A 22,717-nucleotide genomic window follows, 5' to 3' on the forward strand; every position below is an offset into this window, starting at 1 on the left:
CTGCTGATATTCACCGCAGGTTTGCTGCTTTTTCACCCCACTTTTAATGCTATGATCTGTTCCCGCCGTTTCTGGTAACGGCGCCGTCTGCTATGGCAAATTGGGTTTACCGTCTTACCTGCGGAGTTTACACGCGGGATACATACAACATGATAAAAGGAAGTCTGGCTATGCTCGCCACCGTAACGCGACTGTTCCCCCTGTGGGCGGTCCTGCTCTCTGCTGCCGCCTACTATACGCCGGATACCTTTACCGGCTTTGGTCCGTACGTCACTTATCTGCTGATGCTGATTATGTTCGGCATGGGCGTGACGCTGAATATTGATGATTTTAAGCGGGTGCTGACTCGTCCGGCACCGGTGATTGCCGGGACGTTTCTGCACTATCTGGTGATGCCGCTGGCCGCATGGGCGCTGGCGAAGCTGTTTAATATGCCACCGGATCTGTCGGCGGGGATGATTCTGGTCGGCAGCGTGGCCAGCGGTACCGCGTCGAACGTGATGATCTATCTGTCGAAGGGCGACGTGGCGCTGTCGGTGACCATCTCGTCCGTGTCGGCGCTGGTCGGCGTGTTTGCCACCCCGCTGTTAACCAAGTTCTACGTTGATACCCATATTCAGGTGGACGTGGTGGGGATGCTGTTGAGCATCGTGAAGATCGTGGTGGTGCCGATTAGCCTCGGGCTGGTGATACACCATACGCTGAACGGCGTGGTGAAGCGCGTGGAGCCGTATCTGCCGGCGTTTTCAATGGTCTGTATTCTGCTGATCATCAGTGCGGTAGTGGCGGGCAGTCAGAGCCATATTGCCTCGGTGGGCCTGGTGGTGATTATTGCGGTGATGCTGCATAACGCCATTGGTCTGTTGGGCGGTTACTGGGGCGGCAAGCTGTTCGGTTTTGATGAGTCAACCTGCCGCACGCTGGCGCTGGAGGTGGGGATGCAGAACTCCGGTCTGGCGGCGACGCTGGGCAAGCTGTACTTTTCACCGCTGGCGGCGTTGCCAGGTGCGTTGTTCTCGGTGTGGCACAATCTGTCCGGGTCGCTGCTGGCGGGCTACTGGTCGGGGAAAGAGATTAAGGACAAGAATAAGTAAGGTTCTCTTTTTGTCAGGAAGAAGCCGGGGCGAGATGCTCCGGCTTTTTTTTGGGCTTTGCTGCAAAAATGGTGCCTCTGGTTAGGGGTATGGCTGCTAAACCGGAGCCTGGCTTATCGGGGGGTGATGCGGAACGCGGACACGCCGTAAACCCGTCCCTGGGGGCTTGGCATCGCCCATCCATGGGCGCTGACAGTCCGCTTATCCGCATCACCCCCCGATTGCCTTTTTGCGATTGAATCGCTTTATCGGCATTCAAGCTTTGGGGATCATATCGTTCCCGACGAGCTGAACACTGGAATTAGCAGCGAAGCCCTTAACAGCAACAATGCAGCCTAAAAGGGAGTCCGTTGGGGGACAGGTTAGCCGGGCGTACGGCGCACGGATGCGCCGTCCGAGCCCCCAGGGAAGGGTTCACGGCGACCCGGCGATCTGCCCGCAACGGGCGACCCGATCGCCGGAATCAGCAGCGATGCCCTGGCAGCAAATAGGCCGCCGAACCAGGCACCTGAGTACAAAGCCACAGCCAGACAGGAAGTCCGTTGGGAGGCAGGTGACGATTTATCCCCGATCGTCATCGTTCTTGTCATCGTCCGGCTGCTCGAGCACGCTGTAGGCCACCGCGCAGAACAGCGAATTCAGGCGTTTCATATCCCCCAGCAGGCCGAGATGCAGCGAGCTGGTCTCAATGCTCTGCACGTTCTGCTGGTGCAGCCTGTCCACGTGGGCGTGGGAGAAGCGCCGGTTGGTGATGCGGAAACGGTGCTTGGCGCGGCGCAGCCGCCGGGCGCTGGTGATATCGCGTGAAAGAAATACCGACAGGCTGAGGCGCAGATTGCTGCCCAACAGCTCCAGCTGTTCGTCCAGCTCCTGCAGCCCTTCCACGGAGAATGCCCGCCGCGCGGTCAGCGACTTACTCGCCACGTCGCCGCCCATTCGCTCCAGGATATCGCCGGCCATCTCCAGGTTCAGCGCCATCTCGATAATCTCCGCCCAGCGGCGGGAATCCTCCTCGGCCAGATCCTCCTTCGGCATCTGCGCCAGATAGAGCTTGATAGCGGTATAGAGCACGTCGACGTCATCATCCAGCTTGCGGATCTCGCGTTCCTGGCGTACTTCGCCGTGGATTACTTTACTGAACGACGCCAGCATCTGCTCCATAACGTCGCCCATCCGCAGCGTCTCGCGGGAGGCATTCGCCAGCGCAAGCGTTGGCGTATCCAGCGCGGAGGCGTCAAGATGGCGCGGTTTCAGCCGCAGGTCGTTTTCCGGTTCTTCACGGATCAGCCGTTCGCACAGCGCCGCCATCGCGCCGGCAAACGGCACCATCGCCAGGCAGCGGATCAGGTTGTAGAACACGTGGAAGAAGATCACCAGCTCTTCATCATCCACCGGCAGCCGGTCCAGCCACGCCGCCAGCGGCTCAACGAACGGCAGCACGATCAGCAGGCCGATAAATTTAAACAGCAGGCTGCCCAGCGCCACCCGCTTGCCGGCGGCGTTGGCGGTACTGTTGTTAAGCATCGCCAGCAGCCCGCTGCCGAGGTTGGCCCCGATGACGAGGCACAGCGCCACCTTAAACGAGATCACCCCGGTGGCGGTCAGCGTGGCGGTGATCAGCACCGCCGCGAGGCTGGAGTAGCTGATAATGGCAAACACCGCGCCGATCAGCGCATCGAGCATTACGTCGCCGGTCAGCGATGAGAAGATCACCTTCACCCCGGAGGCCTGGGTGATCGGCGTGGCGGCGGCGACGATCAGCTGCAGGGCCAGCAGGATCAGCCCCAGCCCGATAAACACCCGCCCCACCTGCCCGGCGCGGCTCTGTTTGCGCCCGAGGAAGAACACCACGCCGAAGAAGATAAACAGCGGCGACAGCCACGAAAGATCGAAAGTCAGGATGCGCGCCATCACCGCGGTACCGACGTCGGCACCGAGAATAATTACCAGCGCCGGGGTCAGCCCCACAAGGTTCTGGGCGACAAACGAAGTGACCAGCAGCGTGGTGGCGTTGCTGCTCTGCACCAGCGCGGTCACGCCGATACCGGCCATAAAGGCCATCGGTTTTTTGGCGACGCTGTGGCTCAGCACCCGGCGCAGGTCGGCACCGTAGACGCGCATAATGCCGGTACGCACGATATGGGTACCCCACACCAGCAGCGCCACGGCGGATAATAAGTTCAACAGGGTTAACACCGTTCTTTTACCTCACTTCTTTGCAGCCGTCCGGCCGACGCACGTTTTCAATCATAAACCTTCAGGTGAAAGTTTAGCTGCTAAATCAAAAATCAGGTTTTTAATCAGCATGATATGTTTGAGTAAGGGACAAATGCAGTAAGGATTTTGCTGAAAATGTGAGGGTTATCATGGCGGGCAAGGTGCATCTCAGACACGCGGTCGGCAGCCGTTTACGCAGGCTGCCGACCGAACTAGTGGAGTGCCGATGGTGGGTTAGTCAGCGTCATACCCGAGGTTCGGTGCCAGCCAGCGCTCGACCTCGCTGACCGGCATGCCTTTACGGCGGGCGTAATCTTCTACCTGATCGCGCTGCAGCTGGGCGACGGCGAAATATTTACTGTCAGGGTGGCTGAAGTACCAGCCGGAGACCGCCGCGCCGGGCCACATGGCGAAGGACTCGGTCAGCCTCATCCCGGTGCGGGCTTCCACGTCCAACAACTGCCAGATGGTGGCCTTTTCGGTGTGTTCCGGGCAGGCCGGGTAGCCGGGTGCCGGGCGGATGCCCCGGTAGTTTTCGCGGATCAGCTCCTCGTTGCTCAGGCTCTCGTCCGGTGCGAAGCCCCAGATCGTCTTACGCACCTGCTCGTGCAGGTATTCGGCAAAGCCCTCCGCCAGGCGGTCTGCCAGCGCCTTAAGCATGATTTTGTTGTAGTCGTCGTGCTGCGCGTCGTACGCCGCGGCCAGCGCATCCTCTTCCAGGCCGCCGGTGACCGCAAAAGCACCCAGGTAATCGGCTTTGCCGCTCGACTTCGGCGCAACAAAATCGGCCAGGCAGTAGTTCGGAAAGTCCGTCTTCTCTGTCTGCTGGCGTAAGTGATGACTCACTTGCAAAATTTCCGTGCGCGACTCGTCGGTGTAGATTTCGATATCGTCATCCACCCGGTTAGCCGGGAAAAGACCAACCACCCCACGCGGATTGAGCGTGCCGTCGCGGCTCAGCTGGTCGAGCATTGCGTTGGCATCGGCAAACAGCCGCTGCGCCTCTTCGCCCACCACCTCATCCTGCAGAATGCGCGGATACTTGCCGGCCAGCGACCAGGTCATAAAGAACGGCGTCCAGTCGATGTAGTGGCGCAGGGTTTCGATGTTAGCGCTCACTTCGCTGACGCCCTGCTGCCGGACAGGGGGTGGCGTGTAGTTTTCCCAGTCAATTTTCGTGTCGTTGGCGCGCGCCACCGCCAGGCTGACCGGCGGCGTGCGCGGCTTTTTGCGCGCGTGCTGGATGCGCACGGTGTCATACTCTTTGCGGGTGCGGGCAACAAACTCGTCGTGCTGGCCGGCAGAAAGCAGCGCGGAGACCACGCCCACCGTGCGCGAGGCGTTCTGCACGTAGACCGTCGGCCCGCTGTAGTTCTGCTCAATTTTTACCGCCGTATGCGCCTTCGAGGTGGTAGCTCCGCCGATCAGCAGCGGCAGGGTAAAGCCCTGGCGCTCCATCTCCTTCGCCACGTTGACCATCTCATCCAGCGACGGGGTGATCAGCCCGGAGAGGCCGATAATGTCGGCGTTGTGCTCGCGGGCGGTTTTGAGGATTTTCTCCCCCGGCACCATCACGCCGAGGTCGATAATTTCGTAGTTGTTACACTGCAGCACCACGCCAACGATGTTTTTACCGATGTCGTGTACGTCACCCTTCACCGTGGCGAGGACGATTTTACCGTTGGTGCTGCCCTTCTCTTTACTGGCTTCAATATAGGGCTGCAGCCAGGCCACCGCCTGCTTCATCACGCGGGCCGATTTCACCACCTGCGGCAGGAACATTTTACCCTCGCCGAACAGGTCACCGACCACGTTCATACCGGCCATCAGCGGGCCTTCGATCACCTCAATCGGCCGCGCGGCCTGCTGGCGGGCGGCTTCAGTGTCTTCTTCAATAAATTCGGTGATGCCCTTCACCAGCGAATACTCCAGCCGCTTCGCCACCTCCCAGCCGCGCCATTCGGCCTGCGGCCTGGTGCTGTCGTCGTCGCCCTTGCTGCCGCGGTATTTTTCCGCCAGCGCCAGCAGCCGTTCGGTGCCGTCGTCGCGGCGGTTCTGCACCACGTCCTCCACCGCTTCGCGCAGGTCGGCCGGCAGGTCGTCGTAGATCGCCAGCTGGCCGGCGTTGACGATGCCCATATCCATGCCGTTGCGGATGGCGTGATAGAGGAACACCGCGTGGATCGCCTCGCGCACCGGCTCGTTGCCGCGGAACGAGAACGAGACGTTGGAGACGCCGCCGGAGATCATCGCGTGCGGCAGTTCGCGTTTGATGTCCTCACAGGCGCCGATAAAGTCCACCGCGTAGTTGTTGTGCTCTTCAATGCCGGTGGCGACCGCGAAGATATTCGGGTCAAAGATGATGTCTTCCGGCGGGAAGCCCACCTGTTCGATGAGAATGTTGTAGGCGCGGCGGCAGATCTCGATTTTGCGTTCGCGGGTGTCGGCCTGGCCGACTTCGTCAAAGGCCATCACCACCATCGCCGCGCCGTAGCGGCGCACCAGCCGCGCGTGGTGCAGGAACGGCTCAATGCCCTCTTTCATCGAGATTGAGTTGACGATGCCCTTGCCCTGGATGCACTGCAGGCCCTTCTCGATCACTTCCCATTTTGAGGAGTCGATCATAATCGGCACGCGGGCGATATCCGGCTCGCCGGCGATCAGGTTAAGAAAGCGCACCATCGCCGCTTCGGCGTCGAGCATCCCCTCATCCATGTTGATGTCGATGATCTGCGCGCCGCTCTGCACCTGCTGCAGCGCCACGTCCAGCGCTTCGTTGTACTTCTCTTCTTTGATCAGCCGCTTAAATCTGGCGGAGCCGGTGACGTTGGTACGTTCGCCGACGTTAACGAACAGCGTTTCCGGGCTGATGGTCAGCGCTTCCAGCCCCGCCAGGCGGCAGGCGACCGGGATGGCCGGCAGCGGGCGCGGCGCCACGCCTTCCACCGCTCTGGCCATCGCCGCGATATGTTCCGGCGTGGTACCGCAGCAGCCGCCGACGATATTCAGGAAGCCGGCCCGCGCCCATTCGCCAATCTGCTCCGCCATGATGGCCGCGTCGAGATCGTATTCGCCAAAGGCGTTGGGCAGCCCGGCATTGGGGTGCGCGCTAACGTAACCTTCGGCAATGCGCGACAGCTCGGCGACGTACTGGCGCAGTTCGTCCGGGCCCAGCGCACAGTTCAGGCCAAACGACAGCGGTTCAGCATGGCGCAGCGAGTTATAGAAGGCTTCGGTGGTCTGGCCGGAGAGGGTACGGCCGGAGGCATCGGTAATGGTGCCGGAGATCATCAGCGGCAGCGTCACGCTCAGCGCCTCAAACTCGCTCTGCACGGCGAAGATCGCCGCCTTGGCGTTGAGGGTGTCGAACACCGTTTCGATCATGATGATGTCGCAACCGCCCTCGATCAGCGCCCGCGTTGATTCACGGTAGGCCTCCACCAGCTGGTTAAAGGTGACGTTACGGAAGGCGGGGTCGTTGACGTCCGGCGAGATCGAGCAGGTTCGGTTAGTGGGCCCTAACACACCGGCAACGTAGCGCGGGCGCTCGGGCGTTTTCGCCGTCCACGCATCGGCGCAGGCGCGGGCCAGCTGTGCGGCTACCCGGTTAATCTCCGCCGACAGCGATGCCATCTCATAGTCGGCCATGGCGATGGTGGTGGCGTTAAAGGTGTTGGTTTCGAGGATATCGGCACCCGCCGCGAGGTAGCCGTTATGGATATCGCGGATAATGTCGGGTTGGGTCAGCACCAGCAGATCGTTGTTGCCCTGCAGATCGCAGGGCCAGCCGGCGAAACGCGTACCGCGAAAATCGTCCTCCTGCAGCCTGTAGCTCTGGATCATGGTGCCCATACCGCCGTCCAGCAGCATAATGCGTTTTGCCAGCTGCTGATGCAGCGCTTCAGTCCTGTTGCTCACCGTTCCTGCCTCTTCGCCATCGCCTGCTGGCCCCAGCGCCAGTACGCCATACTGGCACAACTTTTGTACGGGTAACAGCAATCGCAGTTGAGAGTTGTTCAGCTTATGCCCTGCTGGTCAGACCTGATTCGTAGCCGTTGCATTATTAGCCAATAAAACGAAAATGATTTCCACAGGATGAAACGTTAAGGAGTTCGTTATGGCTACCCCCGTCGTGGCTAAACGCGGCAAAAAACCGCGCCAGACCACCGCGCAAGGACCTAATGCTACCGGTCAGGTGCAGTCGCTGACCCGTGGTCTGACGCTGCTGGAACTGATCGCCGAGTCCCACGGCAGCGTGGCGCTGACCGAACTGGCCCAGCAGGCCGGGCTGCCCAACTCCACCACCCACCGGCTGCTAAGCACCATGCAGCAGCAGGGCTTTGTGCGTCAGGTGGGCGATCTCGGGCTGTGGACCATCGGCGCGCACGCCTTTGTGGTCGGCAGCAGCTTCCTGCAGAGCCGCAACCTGCTGGCGCTGGTGCACCCGATGCTGCGCACGCTGATGGAGCAGTCGGGCGAAACCGTTAATCTGGCGGTGCTGGATCTCAGCGACCATCAGGCGGTGATCATCGATCAGGTGCAGTGTACCCAGCTGATGCGCATGTCGGCACCGATCGGCGGCAAGCTGCCGATGCACGCCTCCGGGGCCGGCAAGGCGTTTCTGGCCAACCTGAGCGAGCAGCAGGTGACCGGGCTGCTGCACCGCCAGGGGCTGCATCACTACACGCCAAAAACGCTGATGTCGCCGCACAGCCTGAAAGAAGATCTGGCGCGGGTGCGCAAAAGCGGCTACGCCTTTGATGATGAAGAGCACGCGCTCGGCCTGCGCTGCGTGGCGGCCTGCATCTACGACGAACACCATGAGCCCTTTGCCGCGCTGTCGATCTCCGGGCCGATCTCGCGCATCACCGATGACCGCGTCACCGAGATCGGCGCTCTGGTGATCAAGGCAGCGAAAGAGATCACCCGCGAATACGGCGGCGTGCGCTGATAAAAAATCGTCCCGGGCCGCGCCGTCACGGCGGCACCGGGAGCCTGCCCCACCTTACTTTCATCCTCTGGAGGATAAATATGGATAAGGACGTTCAGGACCGCCGTCCGGTCAAAACGCGCGACGCGCGCTGGGCCACCGCCGGCGCGCGTTGGCTGCAGCGCGCCGGCGCCACCCCTAACGGAATCTCCGTCGCCAGTATCGTCTTTGCGCTGCTGGCCGCCGTCTGCTTTGCCGTTGCCTTCCGTGGCGACGGCGACGGGCTGACCCAGCTGGCGATGGCCGGTGCCATTATCGGCATTCAGGGCCGGCTGCTGTGTAACCTGTTTGACGGCATGGTCGCCGTTGAGGGCGGGCTGAAGAGCGCGGTGGGCGCAATCTATAACGATATGCCCGACCGCATCTCTGACTCGCTGATTCTGCTTGGCGTCGGCTACGGCCTGACCAGCCTGCCGCTCGGCCCGACGCTGGGCTGGGCCGCCGCGCTGCTGGCGATGATGACCGCCTATATCCGCCTGCTGGGCGGCAGCTGCGGCCTGGCGCAGCGCTTCGCCGGGCCGATGGCCAAGCAGCATCGTATGGCGCTGCTGACCCTGGCGGCGGCAATCACCCTGCTGCTGCCCGGCTGGGGGCAGACGCTGCTGAGCATCGCGCTGTGGCTGATTATCGCCGGTACGCTGGTGACCTGCGTGCGGCGTACCCGGCTGGTGGCCGCCGCACTGCGTAAGGAGGTGCCACATGAGTAAGCGCCGTTTATCCGCACGGCTGGTCAGCAGACTGCTGGTGACGGCGTGCCGCCTGCTGACCGGTATCCGCTCGCGCTGGCACAGCGAGCCGGACGCCGGTAAAACCCGCATCTACTTCGCCAACCACAGCAGCCACCTCGACGGGCTGGTGATCTGGGCCAGCCTGCCGAAGCCGCTGCGCGATACGGTGCATCCGGTGGCCGCCGCCGACTACTGGCTGGGCTCCCGCCTGCGCCGCTATCTGGCGCTGCAGGTGTTCCGCGCGGTGCTGGTGGAGCGCCGCAGCGCCGCCACGGCGCAGGCCGGTGCTGCGGTGCGCCCGGATCCGCTGGAACCGCTGAAACAGGCGCTGGCGCAGCAGCACTCGCTGATCCTGTTCCCGGAAGGGACCCGCGGCGACGGCGAACAGCTGAACCGTTTTAAAAGCGGGCTTTATCATCTGTCCAAAGCCTGGCCGGAGGTGGAGCTGGTGCCGGTGTGGCTGGATAACCTTAACCGCGTGCTGCCGAAAGGCTCGCGGCTGGTGGTGCCGATCATCTGCAGCGCCACCTTCGGCAGCCCGCTGCCGGGCGTGCAGGACGGTGAAGATAAGCAGGCATTTCTGGACCGAACCCAATCCGCGCTGGAGGCGCTGGCACCATGACCCAATGGGATGATTCTCTGATCTGGCTGCTCAGCGGCCTGTTTGGCCTGCTGCTGTTCGCCAGCATCACCGGCGGCATCATCGCCCACTTTAAACAGAACGCCACCGTCAGCAACCTTAACGCGCGCATCCGCGCCTGGTGGGTGATGTGTATTATTTCGGTGCTGGCGATGCTGATCGGGCCGATCGGCTCGGTGGTGCTGTTTATGCTGATGTCGTTCTTCGCCCTGCGCGAGTGCATCACGCTGCTGCCCACCCGCCGCAGCGATCACGAGACGCTGTTCTGGTGCTTCTTTATCATCCTGCCGCTGCAGTATCTGCTGGTGGGCGTGCAGTGGTACGGGGTGTTTGTCATTCTGATCCCGGTGTACGCCTGGCTGTTTATTCCGGCGCGGCTGGCGCTGGCCGGTGATACGCAGCACTTTCTGGAGCGGGCGGCGAAGATCCAGTGGAGCATGATGATCGCCGTTTACTGCATCAGCCACGCCCCGGCGCTGCTGATGCTGCAGATCCCCGGCTTTGAGCAGCAGAACATCAAGCTGCTGCTGTTCCTGATGATTGTGGTGCAGATCTCCGACGTGCTGCAGTACGTGTTCGGCAAGCTGTTCGGTAAGCGGCCGATCGTGCCGAAGCTCAGCCCGAACAAAACCGTTGAGGGCTTTGTCGGCGGCATCCTTTCTGCCAGCCTGGTGGGAATGGGTTTATGGTGGATCACGCCGTTTGCCCCGTGGCAGGCGTTTCTGATCTCGCTGCTGATCACCCTGCTCGGCTTCCTCGGTGGGCTGTGCATGTCCGCCATCAAACGCGATCGCGGGGTGAAAGACTTCGGCGCGATGATCGAGGGGCACGGCGGCATGATGGATCGCATTGATTCCCTGTGCTTCGCCGCGCCGGTATTCTTCCACGTGGTGCGCTACTTCTACACCTGAGCCGTCACGCCGCTGCCGTAGCGCTGAGCAAAGCGCTGGCGGCGGCGGTAGGCAAACACGTCCTCAATATGCCCGTCGCGGATGCGCTGCTGCAGTCCGCGCCAGTACGCCGCGCTGAACAGTTCGCCGTGCATCTCGTCAAACAGCGCGGCAATCGCCGGATCGGCGCAGAGCCAGTGGCGGAATTCGGCGGGGAACACGTCTTCCGGCGCCACGCTGTACCAGGGTTCGGCGCTCAGCTCATCTTCCGGATAACGCGGCGGCGGCACATCGCGGAAGTTCACCTCGGTCATATAGCTGATTTCGTCGTAGTCATAGAACACCACCCGACCGTGGCGGGTGACGCCAAAGTTTTTATACAGCATATCGCCGGGAAAGATGTTGGCGGCGGCCAGCTGTTTCACCGCGTTGCCGTACTCTTCGATCGCCTCACGGCGCTGCAGCGGGCTGGCCTGCTCCAGCCACAGGTTGAGCGGCGTCATCCGCCGTTCCATATACAGGTGGCCTATCACCAGCATTTCACCCTCCTCACGCAGGATCGACGGCACGTCGCGCTGCAGCGCCGCCAGCAGCGGCGGGCTGATGCGGCCGCGTTCGATGGCAAAGTGCTCAAACTCCTGGGTGTCCGCCATACGGCCAACGCGATCGTGCTCTTTGACCAGCTGATAGCACTGGCGCACGCGGGCCGGCGTGACCTCTTTCTGCGGCGCAAACTGGTCCTTAATCACCTTAAACACCCGATCGAACCCCGGCAGGGTAAACACCAGCATCACCAGCCCCGGCACGCCGGGCGCGATAACAAAAGCCTCCTCGCTGCCCGCCATATAATTGAGGTACTCGCGGTAGCTTTCGGTTTTACCGTGCTTCTGGCAGCCAATCGCCATATACAGCTCGGCGGTGGTTTTGCCCGGTAAGATCTCGCGTAGCCACTCCACCAGCGCGGCGGGCAGCGGCGCGTAAACCATAAAGTAGGAACGGGCAAAGCCGAACACGATGCTGGCTTCGCGCGGCTGGGTCAGGCAGGTATCGATCCACAGCTCGCCCTCGTCGCTGCGGTGGATCGGCAGCAGAAAGGGGAACACGCCGTCCGGTGTGCGCAGTTTGCCCACCAGCCAGGCGGCCTTGTTACGGTAAAACAATTCGTTAGCCACCTGCAGCGTGGCCTGCTGCAGCGCCGCCGCCGGGAAATGCTCCTGCAGATGCGCGAGGATAAAACCGACGTCGCGCGGCAGATCCTGCCACGTCAGGCGCAGCGGCAGGTCGGCCAGCAGCGCCGTCAGCAGCGGCCGCCAGCCCTGCACGGCACTAAAGGATTTCGCCAGCGGGCGGGGGATAGTGCGGAAACGACGTTCAGGCTGTGAGCTGAAGATAAACAGCCGCTCCTCGGTCAGCGACTGATGGCTGAACAGGCGACAGTAAACCGAGTTAAAAAAGCTTTCGGCAATTTCAAAGCGCGGATAGTCCGGCAGCAGGCCGGTGTAGACGGCTTTGACCTGCTGCAGAAAATGCTGGTCCGCCACCTCCGGCCCGGCCATGCAGCGCAGCTGCTCGGTCACCAGCCCGACGTGATGGTCGTAGAGGTGGATACGCGCCTTCATCGCCTGCTGAACTGCCTGCCAGTCGGCCAGTTCGAAGCGCTGTTGCGCCCCGGCGGTAATCTCCAGAAAGCGCCCGTACTGGGCGTCAAAGCCCTGCAGAATCGTTTGTGCAATCAATGTTTCTGAAGCCATCGGCTACCTCCACCCGCTATGACATCAATGATTCAGAGCATCCTGCTGGCGCGATCGCTCCAATACGTTAGCCCGTACACCCTCCGTTCCCCTGCGTTCAATAAGGCATCAGAGGAACACCGTTAGCCTCTCTGCTGGCGCGACCGCCCCGCTGCGTTGGTCCGTGCGCCCTGCAATCCCGGCGTTCAATAAGGCATCAGATGAGCGCCGTTAGTCTCTCTGCTGGCACGACCGCCCCACTGCGTGAGTCCGTGCGCCCTCCAATCCCCAACGCTTAATAAGGCAGCCGTAAGCCTCTCTGGCACGGTCTGCCGACGGTGCGACTCAGAACTGCTGCTCTTCGGTGGAGCCGGTCAGTGCGGTGACCGACGAAGCGCCGCCCTGGATAGTGTTGGTGACCCGGTCAAAATAGCCGGTGCCGACCTCCTGCTGGTGGGAGGAGAAGGTGTAGCCGTGCTCGATGGCGGCAAACTCTGGCTGCTGCACCTTTTCCACGTAGTGGCGCATCCCTTCCCCCTGCGCGTAGGCTTTTGCCAGGTCAAACATGTTGAACCACATGCTGTGGATGCCGGCCAGGGTGATGAACTGGTATTTGTAGCCCATCTCCGCCAGCGCCTGCTGGAAGCGGGCGATGGTGGCGTCATCGAGGTTCTTTTTCCAGTTGAACGACGGCGAGCAGTTATAGGCCAGCAGCTTGCCGGGGAAACGGGCGTGGATCGCCCCGGCGAAGCGCTGCGCCAGCGCCAGGTCCGGGGTCGAGGTTTCGCACCACACCACGTCGGCGTAAGGGGCGTAGGCCAGCCCACGGGCGATCGCCTGCTCCACCCCGGCGTGGGTGCGGAAGAAACCCTCGGCGGTGCGTTCGCCACTGATGAATTCGCGGTCATACGGGTCGCAGTCCGAGGTGATCAGGTCGGCGGCTTCAGCATCGGTGCGGGCAATCAGCACCGTCGGCACGCCCATCACGTCGGCGGCCAGCCGGGCGGCGACCAGCTTCTGAATCGCCTCCTGGGTTGGCACCAGCACCTTACCGCCCATATGGCCGCACTTCTTCACCGACGCCAGCTGATCTTCGAAATGCACCCCGCCCGCCCCCGCCTGAATCATCCCTTTCATCAGCTCAAAGGCGTTGAGTACGCCGCCAAAGCCCGCTTCGGCATCGGCGACGATCGGCAGGAAGTAGTCGGTATAGCGCGGGTCGCCCGGCTCAATGCCGGCGGCCCACTGGATCTGATCGGCGCGCAGGAAGCTGTTGTTGATGCGCTCCACCACCGACGGCACCGAGTTCGCCGGGTAGAGCGACTGATCCGGATACATGCTGCCCGCCAGGTTGGCATCCGCCGCCACCTGCCAGCCGGAGAGGTAGATCGCTTCAATGCCGGCCTTCGCCTGCTGCAACGCCTGGCCGCCGGTCAGCGCGCCGAGGCAGTTAACGTAGCCTTTGCCGGCACCGCCGTTGAGCAGCGCCCACAGCTTTTCCGCCCCCTGCTGCGCCAGCGTACAGGCCGGATTAACCGATCCGCGCAGCTGCACCACCTCTGCCGCGCTGTAGGGGCGCAGGATGCCGTTCCAGCGGCTGTCGCGCCAGGTCTGTTCGGTCTGCTGAATCTGTTCGGTACGAGAAGTCATCATGGTGCTCCTTGTCAGGGTTCAGGGTTCAGGGTTCAGGGTTCAGGGTTCAGGGTTCAGGGTTCAGGGTTCAGGGTTCAGGGTTCAAGTTCAGGTTCAGGTAAGCAGCTCGTAACCGGGCAGGGTCAGAAACTCTACCAGTTCGCGGTCGGTGGTAATCCGTGCCATCAGTGCGGCGGCTTCGGTGAAACGCCCTGCGTTAAAGCGCGCCTCGCCCAGCTCCGCACGGATCACCTGCATCTCCTCCGCCAGCATCTGGCGGAACAGCGTTTCGGTGACCACCTCGCCGCTTTGCAGCGTTTTACCGTGGCGGATCCACTGCCAGATCGAGGTGCGGGAAATTTCCGCGGTGGCGGCATCCTCCATCAGGCCGTAGATCGGCACGCAGCCGTTACCGCCGATCCAGGCCTCCAGATACTGCACCGCCACGCGAATGTTGGCGCGCATCCCTGCGGCGGTGCGTTCACCGGCGCAGGGGGCCAGCAGCTCGGCGGCGGCGATTTCAGCGTCCTGTTCACGCAGCACGCTGAGCTGGTTGGGCCGATCGCCCAGCCGCTGGTCAAACACCGCCATCGCCGTGTCGGCCAGCCCCGGATGCGCAATCCAGGTGCCGTCATGGCCGTTGGCCGCTTCGCGCTGCTTGTCGGCGCGGACCTTGTTCAGCACCTGCTCATTTTTCTGCGGATCTTTATCCGGGATCAGCGCGGCCATTCCCCCCATTGCCAGCGCACCGCGCCGGTGACAGGTCTTGATCAGCAGGCGGGAGTAGGCATCAAGGAAGCCCTGATCCATCGTCACCGCCTGGCGATCCGGCAGTACCCGATCCGGGTGTGCTTTGAGCGTTTTGATATAGCTGAAGATGTAATCCCAGCGCCCGCAGTTCAGCCCGACGATATGATCGCGCAGGTGCCAGAGGATCTCGTCCATCTGAAATACCGCCGGCAGCGTTTCGATCAGCAGCGTTGCCTTTATCGTGCCGCGCTGCAGATCGAAACGATCTTCCGCAAAGCTGAACACCTGGCTCCACCAGGCGGCTTCCTGGTAAGACTGAGTTTTCGGCAGGTAGAAGTACGGGCCGCTGCCTTTGGCCAGCAGCGCGCGGTGGTTGTGGTAAAAATAGAGCGCGAAGTCAAACAGGCTTCCGGGGATCGCCTCACCCTGCCAGCTGACGTGTTTTTCCGGCAGGTGCAGGCCGCGCACCCGGCAGATCAGCACCGCGGGATCGGGCTGCAGCTGGTAGATCTTGCCCTGCTCGTTGCGGTAGCTGATGGTGCCGTTAACCGCATCGCGCAGGTTGATCTGACCGTCGATCACTTTTTCCCATCCCGGCGCCAGCGAATCCTCAAAGTCGGCCATAAACACCTTCACCCGGGCGTTCAGCGCGTTAATCACCATCTTGCGCTCGACCGGGCCGGTGATCTCTACGCGACGGTCCTGCAGATCCTGCGGAATACCGCGGATCTGCCACTCTTCATTTTTAATGGAAACTGTTTCCATATTAAAATCCGGCAGTTCTCCCCCATCGATCCGCTGCTGAACGCGCGCCCGCTCCTCCAGTAACGCCTGCCGCTGCGGCATAAATCGCATAACCAGCTCCGTCAGGAACCCGACGGCATCTTCGGTCAGAATTTGCTGTTCCTGCACGCCTCTCCGGGTCTGAAAATGCAGTTTTTCGCCTGTTGCCTGCTCTGTCATAAGCCCGCTCCCCTGTCAGAATCTGCCCGATCGTCGCTATCGCAGACGATCCATATGGATGCACAAACTTTAACCTTCCCGATCAAAATAGCATCAGCTTAAATTTAAAATCAAAAACAATTTCCATTTTTTATAGTTAATATATGCAAAATAATGATTTTTCTAGATAAAAAAACAACCAACGGAATGATTGGCATTTCAAAAATTAAAGAGAGACAGGGCTTAGCGCCGTGAGATCGGCGGATACGGGGTGAGCATCGGTTAGCAGGTGGCGGAGTAAACCTACCTGCACTGGCAGGGGGTTCATGCTTCATTAAGGGTAGGTGCTATGGCACGACCCTCTTCGGATTAACGTAAAAGTCTCCAGGGTAGGGTCTGAAGATTTGTATTCTGTTTGAGGGATAAAGGGCATAAACAGCAGACAGGAGCATGCCAGCGGGGAGAGAGGCTAAATATGGCATTCCGTCGAATGCCATTAGCGTTCGGTCAGGGTGAGCAGGGTACGAAAATTCAGCACGAAATTACCGTCCTGACGGGGCAACGTGTCGCTAACTTCGGCGAAAAACGGCCCGGTAAAGTTATTCCAGCGTTGGGTTCATATTACGCAGGTCAAACGGCGTAATCTGATAAACGTAGTAGTTTAGCCAGTTTGAAAACAGCAGGTTGCCGTGGCTGCGCCAGCTGGCACGCGGTGGAAGGGCCGGGTTGTCCTGCGGGAAGTAGTTAAAGGGCACTTCCGGGTTGAGCCCGGCGTCAAAATCGCGATGATATTCACCGGAGAGCGTCAGCGCATCGTACTCGGGGTGACCGGTGACGAAGGCCAGCCGCTTGTCTTTGCTGGCAAACAGGTAAGCACCGGTTTGTTCTGATTCGGCAAAGATTTCAAGGTCGGTATAGTCACGCAGTAGCTGTGTCGGGAAGTCAGCGTAACGCGAGTGCGGCGCGAGGAAACTATCGTCAAAGCCGCGGGTCAGCAGCGCGTGCGGATGCAGGATCTGGTGCTCGAAGACGCCAGACAGTTTGTTATCCCGCGTCTGCTTAGGGATGCCGTAAAGAATATTCAGCGCAGCCTGCACCGCCCAACAGACAAACAGCGTGGAAGTAACGTGCTCTTTCGCCCAGTGCAGCACCCGCTGGATCTGTGGCCAGTAGGCAACGTCGCAAAAGTCGACCAGCCCTAACGGGGCACCGGTGACGATCAGGCCGTCAAAATTCTCATGCTGAATATCATCAAAGTTACAGTAGAAGTTGTTCAGGTGCTCGTTGGGAGTATTACGTGACTCGCGGCTGTCGATGCGCAGCAGCTGGATGTCGATCTGCAGCGGTGAGTTAGAAAGCAGGCGCAGAAACTGGTTTTCCGTTTCGATCTTTTTCGGCATCAGATTCAGTACCAGCACCTTTAACGGGCGGATCTCCTGCGTGCTCGCACGGCTGGACGTCATAACAAAGACGTTCTCGTTACGCAGAAAACTCGCGGCTGGTAATTCGTCGGGTACCCTGATCGGCATAACCTGCTTCCTCAATACATACGTTTATACGTTTAGACATCCAGATGCCTGAAGATACCCTGGACACCTGATAATGTCGAGGCTTCATCGGATTGTTGAAAATGTTTCAACTGCCGGGCGGCCTCTGCAGCAGTGCTTCGTGCTCTTTCGACGGGATCATAAAGGCCGTCACCAGCACCAGCACACTCATTGCAGTGACATACCAGTAAAACCAGGCTTCATGGCCGGCGACTTTGAGCGACAACGCCACATATTCGGCCGAGCCGCCAAAAAGCGCATTCGCCACTGCGTAAGAAAGGCCAACACCCAGGGCACGTACTTCGGTCGGAAACATTTCCGCCTTCAATACACCACTGATTGAGGTATAGAAGCTGGTAATGGTCAGTGCCAGCATTACCAGAAAAAACGCGTACCACGGACTGTCCGCACTGCGCAACAGCGTCAGGATCGGAACCGTACATAATGTTGCCAGCACCCCGAAAATCATCATCGATCGCCGCCGGCCAATCCTGTCCGACAACGCACCAACCAGCGGATGCAGCAGCATATAGATAATCAACGCGCCAATCATGATCCTGCTGGCCAGTTCTGGGGCCATCCCGACCGTATTCACCAGATATTTCTTCATATAGACGGTAAACACGTAATAACTCAGCGTCCCGCCGGCGGTGAATACCAGTACCAGCGCGACCGATTTTTTATGTTGCCATAATGCGGAAATCCGCCCCGCGTCACGGTGATGGCGGATGGTACTGTCGGTGGTTTCACTCAGTGAGCGCCGCAGCCATAGCGCCACCACGGCCAGCAACGCCCCGACTACAAACGGAATACGCCAGCCCCACTCATAAAGTGCTTCCCGGGTCATGATGGCCTGCAGTATCACCAGTACCAGCAGCGACAGCATCTGACCACCAATGATGGTGACATACTGAAAGGAGGCATAGAACCCGCGCCGGCCAGTGTGCGCCACTTCACTCATATAGGTCGCAGTGGTGCCGTATTCGCCGCCAATCGAAATTCCCTGAAATATGCGCGCCAGCAGCAGCAGCGTCGGTGCCCAGACGCCAATGACGGCGTATCCCGGCAGGCAGGCGATCACCAGTGAACCAATACACATCATGCATACGGAGATCAGCATGGCGTTTTTGCGCCCATGCCGGTCTCCAAATCGGCCAAAGATCCAACCGCCCAGTGGACGCACCAGGAAACCAACGGCGAAAATAGCCGCCGACTTCAGCAGTTGCGTAGTGGGATCGCTGTCGGGGAAAAACAGGTGGGAAAAATAGAGCGAACAGAATGAATAGATATAGAAATCAAACCACTCCACCAGATTACCCGATGAGGCAACAACAATTGTTCGGATAAGAGGGTTCGGGGTGCTGTCATCCAGCTGCTGAAACTGCTCTTTCATGGGTCACTCCTTTGCGGATAATTCTCCGTTTTGCGCCCGGTCTGCCGGGCAGAAAGGCCAGCGTAAAACACCCGTTTCCAGGTACCAGGCGAGTGCTGTATCTCATTTTAAACATATCCTCGCCCGGTGGTGGTCAGAAAAGATTCTATCCTGAGGTGAGGCACGCAACCTGTTGAGGGATTTAGTGCGGGTCTGCGGTAAAAAAGGAAATTAAGAAGAGAAACTGTGACAGCTGTGGCGAATACAAACATGGGAATATGGGAATGGAAGCAAAACAGGTAACAGATGCGGTTATAAATACGACAAAAGTAAGCGTAATAACGACTGAAACAGAGATCTCTGGCTTTTCTGGCTGTCAGTCGCCTGAAATTCCCATTGGGTCTTACCGTTTTTGGGGTTTTTTACGCCATTTTTTATATCACACGCACAAAAAAGCCTCATGCTTTCGCATGAGGCTTGTCTGTTTATTTGATGCCTGGCAGTTTATGGCCCACATCCCTGTGGGCCACACTTCGGGCCGGCGCTGAGCGCCGTTCAAAATGGCTCCCGGCCATTTTGTCCTGCTCTCGCATGGGGAGGCCCCACACTACCATCGGCGCTACGGCGTTTCACTTCTGAGTCCGGCATGGGGTCAGGCGGGACCACCGGGCTGAATACGCAAAAAAGCCCCATGCTTTCGCATGAGGCTTATTGCTTAATTTGATGCCTGGCAGTTCCCTACTCTCGCATGGGGAGGCCCCACACTACCATCGGCGCTACGGCGTTTCACTTCTGAGTTCGGCATGGGGTCAGGTGGGACCACCGCGCTAAAGCCGCCAGGCAAATTCTGTTATCTCCGCCGCCCTCGCAGGCCGCGCAGATTTATCCGGTACAAGCTGAAAATCTTTGCGTCTCTCATAACGCTACCAGAACGCTTCTGGCGTTGTAAGGTTAAGCCTCACGGGTCATTAGTACCGGTTAGCTCAACGCATCGCTGCGCTTACACACCCGGCCTATCAACGTCGTAGTCTTCAACGTCCCTTCAGGGGTCTCAAGGACCCAGGGAGAACTCATCTCGAGGCAAGTTTCGCGCTTAGATGCTTTCAGCGCTTATCTTTTCCGCACTTAGCTACCGGGCAATGCCATTGGCATGACAACCCGAACACCAGTGGTGCGTTCACTCCGGTCCTCTCGTACTAGGAGCAACCCCTCTCAATTCTCCAGCGCCCACGGCAGATAGGGACCGAACTGTCTCACGACGTTCTAAACCCAGCTCGCGTACCACTTTAAACGGCGAACAGCCGTACCCTTGGGACCTACTTCAGCCCCAGGATGTGATGAGCCGACATCGAGGTGCCAAACACCGCCGTCGATATGAACTCTTGGGCGGTATCAGCCTGTTATCCCCGGAGTACCTTTTATCCGTTGAGCGATGGCCCTTCCATTCAGAACCACCGGATCACTATGACCTGCTTTCGCACCTGCTCGAGCCGTCACTCTCGCAGTCAAGCTAGCTTATGCCATTGCACTAACCTCACGATGTCCGACCGTGATTAGCTAACCTTCGTGCTCCTCCGTTACTCTTTGGGAGGAGACCGCCCCAGTCAAACTACCCACCAGACACTGTCCCCACGCCGGATTACGGCGCCAGGTTAGAACATCAAACGTTAAAGGGTGGTATTTCAAGGATGGCTCCACGCAGACTGGCGTCCACGCTTCAAAGCCTCCCACCTATCCTACACATCAAGGCTCAATGTTCAGTGTCAAGCTATAGTAAAGGTTCACGGGGTCTTTCCGTCTTGCCGCGGGTACACTGCATCTTCACAGCGAGTTCAATTTCACTGAGTCTCGGGTGGAGACAGCCTGGCCATCATTACGCCATTCGTGCAGGTCGGAACTTACCCGACAAGGAATTTCGCTACCTTAGGACCGTTATAGTTACGGCCGCCGTTTACCGGGGCTTCGATCAAGAGCTTCTCGCAGCGCGATAACCCCATCAATTAACCTTCCGGCACCGGGCAGGCGTCACACCGTATACGTCCACTTTCGTGTTTGCACAGTGCTGTGTTTTTAATAAACAGTTGCAGCCAGCTGGTATCTTCGACTGCCTTCGGCTCCACCCGCGAGGGGTTTCACCTACCGACAGCGTGCCTTCTCCCGAAGTTACGGCACCATTTTGCCTAGTTCCTTCACCCGAGTTCTCTCAAGCGCCTTGGTATTCTCTACCTGACCACCTGTGTCGGTTTGGGGTACGATTCGATGTTACCTGATGCTTAGAGGCTTTTCCTGGAAGCAGGGCATTTGTTACTTCAGCACCGTAGTGCCTCGTCATCACACCTCAGCGTTGATAAGGTCCCGGATTTACCTAAGACCTCCGCCTACATGCTTAAACCGGGACAACCGTCGCCCGGCTAACATAGCCTTCTCCGTCCCCCCTTCGCAGTAACACCGAGTACGGGAATATTAACCCGTTTCCCATCGACTACGCCTTTCGGCCTCGCCTTAGGGGTCGACTCACCCTGCCCCGATTAACGTTGGACAGGAACCCTTGGTCTTCCGGCGAGCGGGCTTTTCACCCGCTTTATCGTTACTTATGTCAGCATTCGCACTTCTGATACCTCCAGCAGACCTCACAGTCCACCTTCGACGGCTTACAGAACGCTCCCCTACCCAACAACATTTACATGTCGCTGCCGCAGCTTCGGTGCATGGTTTAGCCCCGTTACATCTTCCGCGCAGGCCGACTCGACCAGTGAGCTATTACGCTTTCTTTAAATGATGGCTGCTTCTAAGCCAACATCCTGGCTGTCTGTGCCTTCCCACATCGTTTCCCACTTAACCATGACTTTGGGACCTTAGCTGGCGGTCTGGGTTGTTTCCCTCTTCACGACGGACGTTAGCACCCGCCGTGTGTCTCCCGTGATAACATTCTTCGGTATTCGCAGTTTGCATCGGGTTGGTAAGCCGGGATGGCCCCCTAGCCGAAACAGTGCTCTACCCCCGAAGATGAGTTCACGAGGCGCTACCTAAATAGCTTTCGGGGAGAACCAGCTATCTCCCGGTTTGATTGGCCTTTCACCCCCAGCCACAAGTCATCCGCTAATTTTTCAACATTAGTCGGTTCGGTCCTCCAGTTAGTGTTACCCAACCTTCAACCTGCCCATGGCTAGATCACCGGGTTTCGGGTCTATACCCTGCAACTTAACGCCCAGTTAAGACTCGGTTTCCCTTCGGCTCCCCTATACGGTTAACCTTGCTACAGAATATAAGTCGCTGACCCATTATACAAAAGGTACGCAGTCACACCACGAAGGTGCTCCCACTGCTTGTACGTACACGGTTTCAGGTTCTGTTTCACTCCCCTCGCCGGGGTTCTTTTCGCCTTTCCCTCACGGTACTGGTTCACTATCGGTCAGTCAGGAGTATTTAGCCTTGGAGGATGGTCCCCCCATATTCAGACAGGATGTCACGTGTCCCGCCCTACTCATCGAACTCACAGAATATGCGCTTTTGTGTACGGGAGTATCACCCTGTACCCTGCGACTTTCCAGACGCTTCCACTAACGCACAAACTGATTCAGGTTCTGGGCTGTTCCCCGTTCGCTCGCCGCTACTGGGGGAATCTCGGTTGATTTCTTTTCCTCGGGGTACTTAGATGTTTCAGTTCCCCCGGTTCGCCTCATGCCACTATGTATTCATGACATGATAGTGTGTCGAAACACACTGGGTTTCCCCATTCGGGTATCGTCGGTTGTAACGGTTCATATCACCTTACCGACGCTTATCGCAGATTAGCACGCCCTTCATCGCCTCTGACTGCCTAGGCATCCACCGTGTACGCTTAGTCGCTTAACCTCACAACCCACAAGCGTCCCGAAGGACAACTCGAAAGTTGTAAGCATTTGAGAGACTCGAACATATCGTTGACTTCATTCTTATTACGGAGAATGAAAACGATACGTCGTTTCAATTTTCAGCTTGTTCCGGATTTTTAAAGAGCAATATCTTAAAGCAGACTCGAAAGTCATCTTTAAGATACGATGGAGACACCTTTCACCTGTCACCAAGCAAGTGGCGTCCCCTAGGGGATTCGAACCCCTGTTGCCGCCGTGAAAGGGCGGAGTCCTAACCGCTAGACGAAGGGGACACTGAATCATGTCTCGACTTCGCAGCCGTCTTGCTCAT

Annotated in this window: 12 protein-coding genes, 1 tRNA gene and 3 rRNA genes; 5 read left to right on the forward strand and 11 right to left on the reverse strand. The window is 59.1% G+C overall.

What is annotated here, in order from left to right; translation table 11 throughout:
* Positions 1 to 170 precede the first annotated feature (170 nt).
* Positions 171 to 1,094 carry a ketopantoate/pantoate/pantothenate transporter PanS gene (panS, locus tag GKQ23_RS22085; RefSeq protein ID WP_212409445.1) on the forward strand — a complete coding sequence of 308 codons (924 nt, stop codon included), beginning with the start codon at positions 171 to 173 and terminating at the stop codon, positions 1,092 to 1,094.
* A 561-nt stretch (positions 1,095 to 1,655) separates the two neighbouring features.
* Here panS and GKQ23_RS22090 read toward each other — a convergent pair.
* Positions 1,656 to 3,290 carry a Na/Pi cotransporter family protein gene (locus tag GKQ23_RS22090; RefSeq protein WP_056235014.1) on the reverse strand — a complete coding sequence of 545 codons (1,635 nt, stop codon included), beginning with the start codon at positions 3,288 to 3,290 and terminating at the stop codon, positions 1,656 to 1,658.
* 255 nt (positions 3,291 to 3,545) lie between these two features.
* Entirely contained in the window at positions 3,546 to 7,181 is a 3,636-nt protein-coding gene (gene metH, locus GKQ23_RS22095) for a methionine synthase (RefSeq protein WP_371820227.1), read from the reverse strand.
* A 247-nt stretch (positions 7,182 to 7,428) separates the two neighbouring features.
* Between metH and iclR the strand changes: the two genes are divergently transcribed.
* The 4 genes from iclR (at position 7,429) to GKQ23_RS22115 (ending at position 10,580) form a co-directional block, all read left to right on the forward strand.
* The gene (iclR, locus tag GKQ23_RS22100) at positions 7,429 to 8,262 is read left to right on the forward strand and encodes a glyoxylate bypass operon transcriptional repressor IclR (protein WP_056235008.1); all 834 of its coding nucleotides are present in this window, start codon (positions 7,429 to 7,431) and stop codon (positions 8,260 to 8,262) included.
* Positions 8,263 to 8,342: 80 nt separating this feature from the next.
* Positions 8,343 to 9,008, forward strand: coding sequence for a CDP-alcohol phosphatidyltransferase family protein (locus GKQ23_RS22105; RefSeq protein WP_212409447.1), 666 nt, complete (start codon positions 8,343 to 8,345; stop codon positions 9,006 to 9,008).
* On the forward strand, positions 9,001 to 9,651 hold the full coding sequence (locus GKQ23_RS22110; RefSeq protein ID WP_056235001.1) for a 1-acyl-sn-glycerol-3-phosphate acyltransferase: 651 nt from the start codon (positions 9,001 to 9,003) through the stop codon (positions 9,649 to 9,651). Before GKQ23_RS22105 ends, GKQ23_RS22110 begins: the two co-directional genes overlap by 8 nt.
* Positions 9,648 to 10,580 carry a phosphatidate cytidylyltransferase gene (locus tag GKQ23_RS22115; protein WP_212409448.1) on the forward strand — a complete coding sequence of 311 codons (933 nt, stop codon included), beginning with the start codon at positions 9,648 to 9,650 and terminating at the stop codon, positions 10,578 to 10,580. Before GKQ23_RS22110 ends, GKQ23_RS22115 begins: the two co-directional genes overlap by 4 nt.
* Here the strand turns inward: GKQ23_RS22115 and aceK are convergent.
* The 9 genes from aceK to GKQ23_RS22160 form a co-directional block, all read right to left on the reverse strand.
* The gene (gene aceK, locus GKQ23_RS22120; protein WP_212409449.1) at positions 10,571 to 12,310 is read right to left on the reverse strand and encodes a bifunctional isocitrate dehydrogenase kinase/phosphatase; all 1,740 of its coding nucleotides are present in this window, start codon (positions 12,308 to 12,310) and stop codon (positions 10,571 to 10,573) included. The two genes, GKQ23_RS22115 and aceK, sit on opposite strands and share 10 nt — an antisense overlap.
* A 324-nt stretch (positions 12,311 to 12,634) precedes the next feature.
* Positions 12,635 to 13,942, reverse strand: coding sequence for an isocitrate lyase (aceA, locus tag GKQ23_RS22125; protein ID WP_212409450.1), 1,308 nt, complete (start codon positions 13,940 to 13,942; stop codon positions 12,635 to 12,637).
* Between the two features lie 93 nt (positions 13,943 to 14,035).
* Positions 14,036 to 15,634 carry a malate synthase A gene (gene aceB / locus GKQ23_RS22130; RefSeq protein WP_212409451.1) on the reverse strand — a complete coding sequence of 533 codons (1,599 nt, stop codon included), beginning with the start codon at positions 15,632 to 15,634 and terminating at the stop codon, positions 14,036 to 14,038.
* A gap of 578 nt (positions 15,635 to 16,212) precedes the next feature.
* Positions 16,213 to 17,142 carry a homoserine O-succinyltransferase gene (gene metA / locus GKQ23_RS22135; RefSeq protein ID WP_056234985.1) on the reverse strand — a complete coding sequence of 310 codons (930 nt, stop codon included), beginning with the start codon at positions 17,140 to 17,142 and terminating at the stop codon, positions 16,213 to 16,215.
* Positions 17,143 to 17,248: 106 nt separating this feature from the next.
* A complete protein-coding gene (locus GKQ23_RS22140; protein ID WP_212409452.1) occupies positions 17,249 to 18,553 on the reverse strand; it encodes an MFS family transporter in 1,305 nt (434 codons plus the stop codon).
* Positions 18,554 to 19,105: 552 nt separating this feature from the next.
* A 5S ribosomal RNA gene (gene rrf / locus GKQ23_RS22145) occupies positions 19,106 to 19,216 on the reverse strand.
* A gap of 41 nt (positions 19,217 to 19,257) precedes the next feature.
* Positions 19,258 to 19,373, reverse strand: a 5S ribosomal RNA gene (gene rrf / locus GKQ23_RS22150).
* Between the two features lie 106 nt (positions 19,374 to 19,479).
* Positions 19,480 to 22,387: ribosomal RNA gene (locus GKQ23_RS22155) — 23S ribosomal RNA — on the reverse strand.
* Between the two features lie 217 nt (positions 22,388 to 22,604).
* Positions 22,605 to 22,679, reverse strand: a tRNA-Glu gene (locus tag GKQ23_RS22160).
* Between the last annotated feature and the right edge of the window lie 38 nt (positions 22,680 to 22,717).

This window comes from Erwinia sp. E602, assembly GCF_018141005.1.
In the GTDB taxonomy this organism is placed as follows: domain Bacteria; phylum Pseudomonadota; class Gammaproteobacteria; order Enterobacterales; family Enterobacteriaceae; genus Erwinia.

Bases quoted from the DNA above. Each gene is read 5' to 3' on its own strand.
- panS (WP_212409445.1), top strand. From the start codon at position 171: ATGCTCGCCACCGTAACGCGACTGTTCCCCCTGTGGGCGGTCCTGCTC.
- metH (WP_371820227.1), bottom strand. From the start codon at position 7,181: ATGCTGCTGGACGGCGGTATGGGCACCATGATCCAGAGCTACAGGCTG.
- iclR (WP_056235008.1), top strand. From the start codon at position 7,429: ATGGCTACCCCCGTCGTGGCTAAACGCGGCAAAAAACCGCGCCAGACC.
- GKQ23_RS22105 (WP_212409447.1), top strand. From the start codon at position 8,343: ATGGATAAGGACGTTCAGGACCGCCGTCCGGTCAAAACGCGCGACGCG.
- GKQ23_RS22110 (WP_056235001.1), top strand. From the start codon at position 9,001: ATGAGTAAGCGCCGTTTATCCGCACGGCTGGTCAGCAGACTGCTGGTG.
- GKQ23_RS22115 (WP_212409448.1), top strand. From the start codon at position 9,648: ATGACCCAATGGGATGATTCTCTGATCTGGCTGCTCAGCGGCCTGTTT.
- aceK (WP_212409449.1), bottom strand. From the start codon at position 12,310: ATGGCTTCAGAAACATTGATTGCACAAACGATTCTGCAGGGCTTTGAC.
- aceA (WP_212409450.1), bottom strand. From the start codon at position 13,942: ATGATGACTTCTCGTACCGAACAGATTCAGCAGACCGAACAGACCTGG.
- aceB (WP_212409451.1), bottom strand. From the start codon at position 15,634: ATGACAGAGCAGGCAACAGGCGAAAAACTGCATTTTCAGACCCGGAGA.
- metA (WP_056234985.1), bottom strand. From the start codon at position 17,142: ATGCCGATCAGGGTACCCGACGAATTACCAGCCGCGAGTTTTCTGCGT.
- GKQ23_RS22140 (WP_212409452.1), bottom strand. From the start codon at position 18,553: ATGAAAGAGCAGTTTCAGCAGCTGGATGACAGCACCCCGAACCCTCTT.